At 62.8% G+C, this 12,079-nt stretch carries 10 protein-coding genes and 1 tRNA gene; 7 read left to right on the top strand and 4 right to left on the bottom strand.

What is annotated here, in order from left to right:
* The first annotated feature begins 1 nt into the window (after position 1).
* From fdxH to DFO48_RS02460, 6 genes are all read left to right on the top strand, one after another.
* The gene (gene fdxH / locus DFO48_RS02485) at positions 2-931 is read left to right on the top strand and encodes a formate dehydrogenase subunit beta (RefSeq protein WP_003079546.1); all 930 of its coding nucleotides are present in this window, start codon (positions 2-4) and stop codon (positions 929-931) included.
* On the top strand, positions 928-1,554 hold the full coding sequence (locus tag DFO48_RS02480) for a formate dehydrogenase subunit gamma (RefSeq protein WP_003066500.1): 627 nt from the start codon (positions 928-930) through the stop codon (positions 1,552-1,554). Before fdxH ends, DFO48_RS02480 begins: the two co-directional genes overlap by 4 nt.
* Before the next feature lie 82 nt (positions 1,555-1,636).
* Positions 1,637-2,602: a formate dehydrogenase accessory protein FdhE gene (gene fdhE / locus DFO48_RS02475; protein ID WP_114862423.1), complete on the top strand. Its 966-nt coding sequence runs from the start codon at positions 1,637-1,639 to the stop codon at positions 2,600-2,602.
* A gap of 88 nt (positions 2,603-2,690) precedes the next feature.
* Entirely contained in the window at positions 2,691-4,130 is a 1,440-nt protein-coding gene (gene selA, locus DFO48_RS02470; RefSeq protein WP_114862422.1) for an L-seryl-tRNA(Sec) selenium transferase, read from the top strand.
* A gap of 96 nt (positions 4,131-4,226) precedes the next feature.
* Positions 4,227-6,152 carry a selenocysteine-specific translation elongation factor gene (selB, locus tag DFO48_RS02465; protein ID WP_114862421.1) on the top strand — a complete coding sequence of 642 codons (1,926 nt, stop codon included), beginning with the start codon at positions 4,227-4,229 and terminating at the stop codon, positions 6,150-6,152.
* A 183-nt stretch (positions 6,153-6,335) separates the two neighbouring features.
* Positions 6,336-6,431: transfer RNA gene (locus DFO48_RS02460), tRNA-Sec, on the top strand.
* Between the two features lie 17 nt (positions 6,432-6,448).
* On the opposite strand, the gene DFO48_RS02455 is transcribed toward DFO48_RS02460, so the two are convergent.
* Positions 6,449-8,137 (bottom strand): long-chain fatty acid--CoA ligase, encoded by a 1,689-nt coding sequence (locus DFO48_RS02455; RefSeq protein WP_114862420.1) that lies wholly within the window; start codon positions 8,135-8,137, stop codon positions 6,449-6,451.
* Positions 8,138-8,319: 182 nt separating this feature from the next.
* Between DFO48_RS02455 and DFO48_RS02450 the strand changes: the two genes are divergently transcribed.
* On the top strand, positions 8,320-8,832 hold the full coding sequence (locus DFO48_RS02450; RefSeq protein ID WP_172590545.1) for a pyridoxamine 5'-phosphate oxidase: 513 nt from the start codon (positions 8,320-8,322) through the stop codon (positions 8,830-8,832).
* On the opposite strand, the gene DFO48_RS02445 is transcribed toward DFO48_RS02450, so the two are convergent.
* The 3 genes from DFO48_RS02445 to DFO48_RS02435 all read right to left on the bottom strand — a co-directional run bounded on the left by DFO48_RS02445 (position 8,829) and on the right by DFO48_RS02435 (position 11,966).
* Positions 8,829-9,347 carry a hypothetical protein gene (locus tag DFO48_RS02445; protein ID WP_199406935.1) on the bottom strand — a complete coding sequence of 173 codons (519 nt, stop codon included), beginning with the start codon at positions 9,345-9,347 and terminating at the stop codon, positions 8,829-8,831. The genes DFO48_RS02450 and DFO48_RS02445 overlap by 4 nt on opposite strands.
* A gap of 77 nt (positions 9,348-9,424) precedes the next feature.
* Entirely contained in the window at positions 9,425-10,825 is a 1,401-nt protein-coding gene (locus DFO48_RS02440; protein WP_114862690.1) for an MBL fold metallo-hydrolase RNA specificity domain-containing protein, read from the bottom strand.
* Between the two features lie 271 nt (positions 10,826-11,096).
* Positions 11,097-11,966, bottom strand: coding sequence for a MurR/RpiR family transcriptional regulator (locus tag DFO48_RS02435; RefSeq protein ID WP_003066482.1), 870 nt, complete (start codon positions 11,964-11,966; stop codon positions 11,097-11,099).
* Between the last annotated feature and the right edge of the window lie 113 nt (positions 11,967-12,079).

Raw genomic sequence — 12,079 nt, 5'->3', positions numbered from 1 at the left:
GATGTCCTCAACCATGTCTCTCGATATCAAACGCCGCTCGGCCACGACGACCCCCGCACCCAGCGCACGCGGTGCGCACGCGGGAGAAGTCGCCAAGCTGATCGACGTCTCCAAATGCATTGGCTGCAAGGCTTGCCAGACCGCCTGCATGGAGTGGAACGACCTTCGCGACGAAATCGGCACGGTTGCCGCAGGCGTCTACGACAACCCGACGGATCTGACGTCGGAGTCGTGGACCGTGATGCGCTTTGCCGAGTACGAAAACGAAGCCACAGGCAACCTGGAATGGCTGATCCGCAAGGACGGCTGCATGCACTGCGAAGACCCGGGCTGCCTCAAGGCCTGCCCCTCGCCTGGCGCCATCGTCCAATATGCCAACGGCATCGTGGACTTCCAGCAAGACCAGTGCGTGGGCTGCGGCTACTGCGTCACGGGCTGCCCGTTCAACATTCCGCGCATCTCCAAGAAGGACAACAAGGCGTACAAGTGCACCTTGTGTTCGGACCGCGTGGCTGTTGGCCAGGAGCCTGCCTGCGTCAAGACCTGCCCCACGGGCGCTATCCAGTTCGGCACCAAGGAAGCCATGCAGGAGCAAGCGTCCCGCCGTGTCGTGGACCTCAAGGAACGCGGCTACGAAAAGGCAGGTCTCTACGACCCGCAGGGTGTGGGCGGTACGCACGTGATGTACGTGCTGCACCATGCGGACAAACCTTCGCTGTACAAGGGCCTGCCGGACGATCCGTCCATCAGCCCCATGGTGTCGCTGTGGAAGGGTGTAGCCAAGCCTCTGGCCATGGCCGCACTGGGCGCAGCCGCAATCGGCAGCCTGTTCCACTACATCACCAAGGGACCCAACGACGTGTCCAAGGACCTTGAAGATGAAATGGAACGCAAGGACGCCGAAGCGCTGAACAAGGAGAACGGCAAATGAAACGCAATCCTCGCGACCTCGTGCGCTACAACGCATCGGAGCGCGCCAACCACTGGGTGGTAGGCATTTGCTTCATCTTGCTGGCCCTGTCCGGTCTGGCGTTCTTTCACCCGGCCTTCTTCTGGTTGACCAATCTGTTCGGTGGCGGCCCCTGGACCCGCATCCTGCACCCCTACATCGGGGTTGTCATGGGCGCATTCTTCGTCATCATGGCCTGCCGTTTCGCCAAGCTCAACATCGTTGAGCCGCGCGACATCGAATGGCTCAAGAACGTCAACAAGATGATCGATGGCGACGACCACGACATGCCCGAACAGGGCAAGTACAACGGTGGTCAGAAGCTGTTGTTCTGGGGCCTGGTAATCGGCATGCTGCTGATCGTGATCACCGGCTTTCTGATGTGGCGCGCCTGGTGGACATTGCCGGTCAACGTGGTGCGAGCGGCTTCGGTGGTTCACGCCATCGCTGCCGTGTGGATGATCGGTCTGATCATCATGCACGTGTATGCCGCCATCTGGACTCGCGGCACCATTCGCGCCATGCTTTATGGCACAGTAACGCGAGCCTGGGCCAAGCAACACCACCGCGGCTGGTACCGCAAGATGACGGGTGACAACGACTAAGGTTTTTAGTCCTCTCCCCTAACAACCCAGCCGCCAAGCGTTTATCGGCGCTCGGCGGCTGATTCATTTGGAAACCCTGTCAATGCAACGCATTCTTCAACCCGGTGAAATCGAAGCACTGGATCACACCAGCTTTCCCCGCATCTTGCTGCCCCAGGCAAGCAGTCTGTTCGCCGAACGCGCTGCACGCCTGCGTCAGCTGGCCAACGGCAATCCCATTGCAGACTATCTGCTGTTTGTGGCCCAGATCACGGATGCGCAGCACAAGGCTGCCGCCACCATCGAGATCTCTGCGCCCGATGCCGAACTCATGGCGCGTGCTCAGGAGCACTCGATGCCTCTGCTGCCCGCAGTCGACACCATCGATCCCGCTTGGCAAGCCGTGCTCGACAACATGCTCGACACGCTGCAGGGCAGCGAAGGCCTGCCCGCACCGCTGCAGCCTCTGCTCAAGGAGCTGCGTGCACTAGCCCCCGAGACCCGTGCAGACATTGCCAAAAAGCTGCTGCAAAAAGAAGTCGCCGCCCGCCATGTGGGCATGGCCCCCTTCATCATGGCTGCGCTGCAAGTGACCTTTGCCAAGCGCTCGGCCAGTCTCCGTGCCCGCGACGTTCCCTACACCGACCCTGCCAGCATCTGCCCCATCTGTGCCAGCGAGCCCGTGGCCAGCGTCATCCGCATTGGCGGCAAAGTGGCCGGTCACCGCTATGCGCACTGCGGAACCTGCGCCTGCGAGTGGCATATGGTGCGTATCAAATGCACGCACTGCGAATCCACCAAGGGCATTCACTACCAGGGCCTTGAAGGTGCGGGCGAAGAAGTTCTGGCCGAGACCTGCGATGAATGTGGCAGCTACCGCAAGATCGTGAATCAGGAAAAGAACCCCATGGTCGAGCCTCTGGCCGACGATCTGGCCAGCCTGATGCTGGATCTGCTGATGAGCGAGACCCAGTTCCAGCGCGCCAGCGCCAATCCTCTGTTGTTTGTGGCCGTAGCCGAAGAGCAGTCGGGCGAGACTGGCAACGAGCTGGTGGACCCCGCAGCCTGATCCCGCCGGCAGCAAGCGCCAGCATAATGAAGGCGGCAGCTCTTTCTGCCGCCTTTTCCATTTTCCGAAGACCCCACACCCTCCGGCCATGAGCAATACCGCAGCGACCGCCCCTGAAATTTCGCACCCCTCCCAGCTTCCCGCCGTGGACAAGGTCTTGCTCGCCATCGAGATGCAGGTGCTGCGCGAGTCTTATGGCCTGGACGCCTGCACCAAGGCAGTACGCGATGTGCTGACGGGGCTGCGCCAGCAGCTCCTGGGTTTTGCCGATCAGCCCGGCCAGACTGTGCAGGCCGACATCGGCAGCATTGTGCAAGCCGCACAGCGCCAGCTTCAGGCCCGGTTCGCGCCACGCCTGCAGCCGGTCTTCAACCTCACCGGCACGGTGCTGCATACCAATCTGGGCCGCGCCCTGCTGCCGCAGGCTGCGATCGACGCCGTGGTGCAGGCCATGAGCTCCCCCGCCAACCTGGAATATGACCTTGAAGACGGCAGCCGCGGCGATCGCGACGATCTGGTCGAGTCGCTGATCTGCGAGCTGACTGGCGCCGAAGCCGCTACCGTTGTCAACAACAATGCCGCAGCCGTGCTGCTGGTGCTGTCCACCATGGCCACGGGCAAGGAAGTCGTGGTCTCGCGCGGCGAGCTGGTGGAAATCGGCGGCGCCTTCCGCATCCCCGATGTCATGACCCGCGCCGGCGCGCGGCTGGTCGAAGTCGGCACCACCAATCGCACGCATGAGAAAGACTATGCAGAGGCCATAGGCGAAAACACGGCCGCGCTCATGAAGGTGCATTGCAGCAACTACGCCATCACCGGCTTTACCAAGGCGGTGAGCGACGCCGATGTCGCCCGCATTGCGCACGACAGTAATCTGCCGATGATTGTCGACCTGGGCAGCGGCACGCTGATCGACATGCGCGACTGGGGCCTGCCCTATGAAGTCACGGTGCGCGAGACGGTCGAGTCCGGCGCCGACATCGTCACCTTCAGCGGTGACAAACTCCTGGGCGGCCCGCAGGCCGGAATCATCGTGGGCCGCAAGGAGCTGATCGCCAGAATCAAGAAAAATCCGCTCAAGCGCGCTCTTCGCGTGGGCAAGATCACGCTGGCGGCGCTGGAGCCCACGCTGCGCCTGTATCTGAACCCCGAAAAGCTCGCCCAGGAGCTGACCACGCTGCGCCTGTTCACGCGCAAGGCCAGCGACATGCAGACCCAGGCCGAGCAACTGCAGCCTCTGCTTCAGCAGGCACTAGGCCAGGACTATGTGGTGGAGACCGCTGCCATGAACAGCCAGATCGGCAGTGGCGCCCTGCCCGTGGAAAATCTGCCCAGCTTCGGCCTCAGAATCTATCCGGCCAGCGGCAAGCAGGCGGGTCGCCAGCTGACCCGGCTCGAAGCACGCTTTCGTGGCCTGCCTCGGCCCGTGATCGGGCGCCTGCATGACGACGCGCTGTGGCTGGATCTGCGCTGCCTGGAAAACCCGGCACAGGCCCTGTTTGCCGCGCAACTGTCGCGGCTGGCCTGAGGCAGCACCATGGCCCCGGCCCTCCGCATTTATACAAAAACACCTTGCCTCGCTTGATACACAAGCGCCAGCAGCCATCAAAACTACAAGCACACCATGATCATCGGAACCGCAGGCCACATCGACCACGGCAAAACCACGCTGGTGCGTGCGCTCACCGGCGTGGAAACCGACCGCCTCAAGGAAGAGAAAGCCCGCGGCATTTCCATCGAACTGGGCTATGCCTACAGCCCGCTGCCCAACGGCGATGTGCTGGGCATCATCGACGTGCCGGGCCACGAGAAATTCGTCCATACCATGGCCGCCGGCGCCGTGGGCATTGATCACGCCCTGCTGGTCGTGGCGGCCGATGACGGCGTCATGCCCCAGACCATAGAGCATCTGGAAATTCTGCAGCTGCTGGGTGTCAGGCGTGGCAGCGTGGCGCTGACCAAGGTCGATCGCGTGCTGCCGCAACGCATTGCCGACGTGCACCGCGAAATCAACGCCATTCTCGGCGTCACTGCGCTGGCGGGCAGTCCCATCTTTGAAACGAATGCCGCAGACCCCGGCAATGCCGGCGTGCAGGCTCTGCGCGAACACCTGCAGGTGCAGGCCCAGATGATGCAGGCCCGTCCCCGGGACGGACTGTTCCGGCTCGCCGTGGACCGCGTCTTCACGCTGCCGGGACAGGGCACGGTGGTCACGGGCACGGTCTTCAATGGCCAGGTGCGGGTGGGTGACACGCTGGCGCATTCGACCAGCGGTCAGGCCGTGCGCGTACGCAGCATTCATGCACAGAACCAGAGCAGCGACAGCGGCGTCGCCGGCCAGCGCGGCGCACTGAATCTGGCTGGCATAGGCAAGGACGAAATCGAACGCGGCGACTGGATCATGGACCCGCGCCTGATGCAAGCCACGGATCGCCTCGACATTCATCTGCACCTGCTCAGCGAAGCGCCCCCACTAGAGCAATGGACTGCGGTGCATGTGCATCTGGGCACCAAGCGCACAACAGGCCATGTCGCCCTGCTGCAGGACCAAGGCATAGAGCCCGGCACCGAAGCCCGCGTGCAGCTGGTGTTGGATACGCCGGTATTCGCCCTGCCCGGCGACCGCCTGATCCTGCGCAACGCCCAGGCCAGCCGCACCATCGCAGGCGGCATGGTGCTCGACCCCTATGCCCCGAGCCGCAAGCGCCGCAGCGCGGAGCGCATGGCCTACCTCGACGCCATGGAGCAGCTCATAGCCCGCAGCGACTTCGGGCCACTGATTGCACAGGCTCCACACGGCATTGCGCGCTCGCAGCTGGTGCGTCTGAGCGGCCATGCCTTCCCCGAGTCCCGCCTTGCCGACACCATCCAGCTACCCATTGCCGGCGGCGATGCCCTGGTGCTGGGCCTGCAGCGCTGGCAGCGGCTGCAGACCCAGATCATCGACAGCCTGGCGCGCTTTCACGAAAAATCGCCCGACGAGCCCGGCGTCAACGCGGCCAGACTGAGGCGCATGGCCTTGCCAGGCCTGCAGCAAGGCAGCTACGACGCACTCTATCAAGGCCTGGTCGATGCCCTGCTCAGCAGCCAACTGCTAGCCAGCACCGGTGCCTGGCTGCATTTGCCGCAACACAGCGTGCAGCTGAGCAGTGCCGAGCAGACGCTGGCCGAAAAGCTGCTGCCCGCCATCACTGCAGGCCGCTATGACCCACCCTGGGTGCGCGATCTGGCGCGCGACCATGCGGCAGGTGAAGAGCTGGTGCGCCAGCTGCTCAAAAAGCTTTCGCGCCAGGGCCAGTTGTTCCAGGTCGTCAAGGATTTGTTCTATACACCGGCACGCATGGATGAGCTCGCGGCCCTGGTTGCCGACATCGCCAGCCGCCACGCCAGGGGGGAAGTGGAAGCCAGCGCCTTCCGCGACGCAACTGGTCTGGGCCGTAAGCGCGCCATCCAGATTCTCGAATTCTTCGACCGCACCGGCTACACGCGCCGCGTGCGCGACGCCCATCTGCTGCGCCCTGACGTACATTGGAATAGCACGCCACGCTGAGCCTGCAAGGAAAACAGATAAAAATCAGTCCAGATTCTTTATCCCACTTACGTAACAAGCTATCAAATCAGATTAGAGCGGGATATGCGGCCTTGACGTGCTTTTGTCATCGGGTGCCGGATTGCTGGCTACAATCACTGTCCTATCTTCTACAAGAGTGGCAGCTGCCACTCTTGACTCAAAGGAAGGCAATCGTGCCCGGTGGCGCGGCCGGGCTTCAAACCCGGTGGGGGGCGTCAGCCGCTCCCGGGTTGGTTCGACTCCAGCTGCTTTCCGCCACTCCCCCTCTTTGCATTTCAGACTGCGACTTCCTGCTCCTGCAGCATCCGCCACATCACCTTGCCGCTTCCGCTCTTGGGCAAAGCCGTCACGAACTGCACCAGACGCGGTGCCTTGTAGACCGCCATATTGTCATGGCACCACTGGATGATCTGCTCTGCCGTCGTAGTCTCATGGCCGGCACGCAGCACGACCACGGCCTTGACGGTCTCGCCGCGATAGGCATCCTTGGCGGAGATCACGCAGGCCTCCTGAATCGCAGGATGGCGGAACATCAGCGACTCCACCTCGGCCGGCCATACCTTGAAGCCGCTGGCATTGATCATGCGCTTGAGCCGGTCGGTGATGAAAAAATAGCCCTCCTCATCCACGCGTCCCAGGTCGCCGGTGCGGAAAAAGCGCTTGCCATCAAGCTCCATAAAGCTCTGCTCGGTCGCCTCGGGGCGCTGCCAGTAGCCTTCGAACACCTCGGGGCCGTTGACCACGATCTCGCCCTGCTCTCCTTGGGGCACTTCCTCCAGCGTGTCGGGGCTGATCACGCGCGCGTCGGTACTCATGAAGGGAATGCCCAGGCATTGCTGCTTGGGATGGTCGGGCGGATTGCTGTGCGAGGGTGCGGCGGTTTCGGTCAGGCCATAGCCCTCGCAAAAGCGCAGACCGTATTGCTCAAGCAGGCGCTGGGCCACGGCCTGGGGCATGGCGGCGCCGCCGCCGCCGATGTATTTGAGGCTGGAGAGATCGAAGGACGCAAAATTGGGGCTGGCCAGCAGATCGATCACCATGGTCGGGATATTGGTCCAGCTCGTGACCTGATAGTGCGAGATCAGGCGCCCTGCCAGTTCACGCTCCCAGCGCGGCATGATGATCAGCGTCGCCCCCACGTAGATGGCGCTGTGCAGCACGGACACCATGCCCGTGATGTGAAACATGGGCACGACGGCGAGCACCACGTTCTCGCTGGTGCCCGTGCCCCACAGCGCGCCAGAGACGGCGTTGTGGTTGATGCTGCGGTGCAGGTGCATGCAGCCCTTGGGCTGGCCCGTGGTGCCGCTGGTATAGGGCAGAACGGCCAGATCGTCACGGCCCGCAGTATGCAGTGGCGGCAGCTCGCTGCAGGCCAGCGCCTGCGTCCATGCATGGACCTGGCCGTGGTTCAGGCTGGCAGGCTCGCGCTCGCCCAGCAGCCAGTTGCGCCAGGCTTCGGGCGGCGCATCCGGCCCCTGCACATCGGCATCAAAGCCGTCGGTGAACCGTGTCACCAGCAAGTGCTGCAGCGCCTCGGAGGGTTCCAGTGCATTGCTGGCCTTGGCCAGCTCCGGCGCCAGATCGGCCGTGGTAATGGCCACCTTGGCGCCCGAATCCGTGATGTAGTGCTTGAGCTCCTCTGCCGTATTCATGGGGTTGACCGGCACCACCACCGCATTGGCACGAAAGATGGCGTAATGCGCCAGCACCAATTGCGAGCTGTTTTGCATCAGCACGATGACGCGGTCGCCTTTTTTCACGCCCAGGCCATGCAGATAGGCAGCCATGCGCTCCGTGCCCTCGCACAGCTGCTTATAGGTCGTGGTGCGCCCCAGAAACACCAGCGCGGCCTTGTCCGGGTAGCGCCTGGCATTGATAGCAAGGTTTTCCCAGACGCTAGTTGCTGGAACGGTGATGGAATATGGCAGCCGATTAGGCCAAAACTTGTGGTGAGCGGGCATGAGTCAGGCAATCAGAAAAGCGTATACATAGTCCGGGTGGACTAATCAATCCGCAAGACTAGGCCTGCAACCTCGGCCCGGCATCCGGGATGCCCCCAACAGCCGGTCACGCAGGTGACGACTGGTGCGACCTGGCGCGGCTCGCCCTGCTCCGGCTCCGCGCTATGGCTTACCATGCGCAAATGCCTCATGAATCACGCCTGCAGCAGTCGCTGCGCCAGCTACTCGCCAGCCAGCGCACCGCCGCCCTGGCCGTACAGCCGCAGGCCGGCTCTTCAGCGCCCGGATATCTTCCGGCCCCGGGCCTGTCTCTGGTGCCATGGGCCTGGAGTGGCGAATTCAGCTGCCTGGTACTGCATGTCAGCGCGCTGGCCAGCCACACACAGGCCATGGAGCGGCATCCCGCCGTCAGCCTGCTGATGAGCAGGCCAGAGTCCGCAGGCGAAGCCGTGCATGCGCTGGAGCGCATCAGCATTCAGGGTGTGGCATCCACTCCGCCGCGCGACAGCGGCCTGTGGCATGGCGCCCGGGCCAGCTATCTGGAGCGCTTTCCCGAAGCCGAGCCCATGACGGCGCTGGGCGACTTTCGTTTTGTCTGCATCACGCCGCAAAGCGGCAGGCATGTCGCAGGCTTCGGCGCGGCGCGCGATGTGGACGAGCACGATCTCATAGCCGCACTCAACCCGGCTGCCTAGTCTTTGCTGACCCGGCCCAACCTGGATTGGACAGCTTGAGCCTGGTGCACATGCTCGGCAATCAGGCACATGCAGGCCAGAGGCTGGCCCTGCACCAGGGCCTGAACATGGTCCTGCCAGATCTGCCCCTGCTGCTCCACGCTTGCGTCCAGAAAGCACTGCAGCATCTGCTGCGGATCTGCACAGGCCCGATAGTGATAGGGATCGCGCCGCAGGCATGCCGCGCGCAGATGCAGGCCGAACGCCTCCCACGTCACCGCCCGGCCTTGCAGACGCTGCCACTGATGCAGCAGCTCATGGGCAAAGACGCCTGCCACCACAGGATGGGCAAGCCGCAGCGGCCGATGCGGGTCAGCCTGCTCAAAAAAGTTGCGCGGCAGATAGATGCGCCCGCCCCCCAGGGACAGCGCCCGCCTGGTATCGCCCAGACGCCGCACATGCAGACGCATGCCGGGCAGCAGCTCATCCAGCGCAGTGCCGAAAAGCCGCTGCACGAATCCGGTCTCGACCGGCATCAGCCTTCGCCGCCAGAACATCATGCAACAGGGCGCGCGCAAGGAGGATTCCGCATATCGGAGACTCCCGGCACGCGCTAGAACTCGAAGACCTGGCCGGGCTGCGGAACCTGCACCGAGAAATGCAGGCGCTCGTGCAGCAGCGCGGCCAAGGCCCGGGATGCCTGCGGCTCCCCATGCACCACAAAGGTCTGCTGCGGCGGCCGGGTGAACGCAGCCGCCCAGTCCAGCAGGGCCTGCTGGTCGGCATGGGCCGAAAAGCCGCCCAGGGTATGGATGCCGGCACGGACCTCGACTTCATCGCCGAGCAGGCGCACCAACCTGGCACCGTCGACCAGCCTGCGCCCCAGCGAACCTTCGGCCTGAAAGCCGCAGATCACCACGGCACACTCGGGCCTGGAGAGATTGTTCTTCAGATGATGCAGCACCCGCCCCGCATCGCACATGCCGCTGGCCGAGATGATGACCGCGCCGCTCCTGATGCGGTTGAGCTTGATGGAGTCCTCCACATCGCTGATGAAATGAATGTGCGGCGACTCCTTGAGTCTTTTGACGCTGCCCAGCAACTGCCTGGCCTCCTCGTCGAACACGCTGAAGTGCCGCAGCGTGATGTCCGTGGCCGCCACCGCCATGGGTGAATCCACAAATATCTCTACCGGCGGCAGACGCTGCTGCTGGATCAGCTGCAGAAAGTGATAGAGCAGCTCCTGCGTGCGCCCCACGGCAAATGCCGGGATGACCACATTGCCATGGGGAACCGTGCGCGTGACCACATCGACCAGCTCCTCCAGGGTATCGCCCGTGCTCCTGTGCTGCCGGTCGCCATAGGTGGACTCGATGAGCAGCAGATCGGCATCCATGATCGGCGTGGGGTCGCGCAGGATCACCCGCCCCGGCTGGCCCAGATCGCCGCTGGCCACCAGCTTGCGCGAGCCGCCATGACCATCTGCCAGCCACAGCTCCACAATGGCCGAGCCCAGAATATGCCCGGCATCCTGAAAACATACTGTCACCGCAGGATGAGGTTTGAAGCTGTGGCGATAAGGCATGGCCTGGACCTGCTCCAGCGTGCTCGCCACATGGGCCAGCGAGTACAGAGGAACCGCCGACTCTCGCTCGCGCCGCTTGCCTTCGCGCTGACGCCGCGCCGCCCGTTCGGCATCCATCATCTGGATATGGGCACTGTCCTTGAGCAGGACTTCGAGCAGGTCCTTAGTGGCCAGAGTGACATAGATAGGGCCCTTGAAGCCCTGAGCCACGAGCTTGGGCAGCAGGCCGCTGTGGTCGATATGCGCATGGGTCAGAACGACGAAGTCCAGGCCTGCGGCATCAAAGGCAAAGGCTTGCTGGTTGTGCTCGTCAGCCTCGCGACCGCCCTGGGCCATGCCGCAGTCGATCAGAAAGCGACACCCATGCGCCTCGACCAGAAAGCAGGATCCCGTAACCGACTGCGCCGCACCGTGAAAAGTGATGTTCATGAAGCACCCATTGACGATCCACATGGACCGTCAATGAATCTAGCACCACTGGCACCTGCGTTTCCAGAGCCTCAAGTCTTGCCTTGACGCCCATCAAATCAACCGAAACCATAGCGACCACGTGCGGGCTGCGTCGATTGCCCGCACCAACGGCTCGCTGCCGTCTCCGGCTTTTCCAATACATGCCCTCCTGAGCTGCTGCGTCATTGGAGATGGGGTGCCCTGCCGCGTCACTCTGTTACGAGCTAGGTGCCCCGCGCCCTCGGCGGTACTAGCTGCCTCGGCTACGGCCCCCGGCATCCACATAGGCGCCTGACTCGAACAGGTGGGCCTCTGCCCTCTCAATGCGGTCGATGACCGGCTTGCCCGCGCGACTGACCAGTAGTTCCAGCAGCGACTCTGTCAATGCCATCCCCGAGGTAATCGATGGAAAAAATGAAGGACTCTGTGTCGAAAAAAGCAACGTCACATCCGCCAAAAGCGACAGCGGCGAGGCATCGCTATCGGTAATGGCAATTACTTTGCAGCCAGCACGCTTGCCTGCTTCCACCACCTGCAGCACCTCCCGGGAATAGGGCGCGAAGCTGATGACCAGGAGTGCATCCTCCTCGGTCATGGATCGAGTCTGCATCTCCAGAGAGCCGCCCTGGCCGTCTATGAGATGCACGGAATTTCTGAAAAGCCGATACACATAGACGAAAGAAAACGCGATGGGAAAGCAGGCACGAAACCCCGCTACATGAACATTGGGCGCCGCTTCCAACAAGACGGCCGCATCGTTGAGCCCGCTCCTGCTATGACGCTCCGTGGCCTCAAGGTTCGCCTTGTGAACCTGAAATATCTCGCCCGCCAGACCTTGCTCACTGGCGCGCTCCAGCAAAGAGCGGGCCCTGTCGCCATAGGCTTCCCGACCCAAGCCCATCTCCTGCGCAATCGCCTGCTTGAGTTCCGGCCAGCCGGCAAATCCTAGCTGCTGAGCAAATCGCACCAGCGTCGCCGGACGTGCATCCGCACTGATACCCACGGTGCGCATCGAACTGGTGACCACTTCGTTGGGATGGTCCAGCACGTATTTCGCAATCCGCTGCAGAGCTGGACTCAGTGAGTTGAAGCGGCCTCGCAGCTCGTCTTTGACAGTCATGGTTGAAGACTCAATCGAAAGCTTTCCTCGCCAGATGCTTGGCTGGAACGCTTATGGAACAAATGTTCCCAAAGCATACAACTCAGCAAAATACCTCTTGACGAAACATTTGT

This window comes from Comamonas sp. AG1104, from assembly GCF_003350425.1.
Taxonomy (GTDB): domain Bacteria; phylum Pseudomonadota; class Gammaproteobacteria; order Burkholderiales; family Burkholderiaceae_C; genus Comamonas; species Comamonas testosteroni.
Note: the sequence above shows the minus strand (reverse complement) of the source record. Positions and strands in the feature narration are given on the sequence as shown.

What these genes read in the sequence shown, in the direction of transcription:
- fdxH (WP_003079546.1), top strand. Translation starts at nt 2, where the DNA reads ATGTCCTCAACCATGTCTCTCGATATCAAACGCCGCTCGGCCACGACG.
- DFO48_RS02480 (WP_003066500.1), top strand. Translation starts at nt 928, where the DNA reads ATGAAACGCAATCCTCGCGACCTCGTGCGCTACAACGCATCGGAGCGC.
- fdhE (WP_114862423.1), top strand. Translation starts at nt 1,637, where the DNA reads ATGCAACGCATTCTTCAACCCGGTGAAATCGAAGCACTGGATCACACC.
- selA (WP_114862422.1), top strand. Translation starts at nt 2,691, where the DNA reads ATGAGCAATACCGCAGCGACCGCCCCTGAAATTTCGCACCCCTCCCAG.
- selB (WP_114862421.1), top strand. Translation starts at nt 4,227, where the DNA reads ATGATCATCGGAACCGCAGGCCACATCGACCACGGCAAAACCACGCTG.
- DFO48_RS02455 (WP_114862420.1), bottom strand. Translation starts at nt 8,137, where the DNA reads ATGCCCGCTCACCACAAGTTTTGGCCTAATCGGCTGCCATATTCCATC.
- DFO48_RS02450 (WP_172590545.1), top strand. Translation starts at nt 8,320, where the DNA reads ATGCCTCATGAATCACGCCTGCAGCAGTCGCTGCGCCAGCTACTCGCC.
- DFO48_RS02445 (WP_199406935.1), bottom strand. Translation starts at nt 9,347, where the DNA reads ATGCCGGTCGAGACCGGATTCGTGCAGCGGCTTTTCGGCACTGCGCTG.
- DFO48_RS02440 (WP_114862690.1), bottom strand. Translation starts at nt 10,825, where the DNA reads ATGAACATCACTTTTCACGGTGCGGCGCAGTCGGTTACGGGATCCTGC.
- DFO48_RS02435 (WP_003066482.1), bottom strand. Translation starts at nt 11,966, where the DNA reads ATGACTGTCAAAGACGAGCTGCGAGGCCGCTTCAACTCACTGAGTCCA.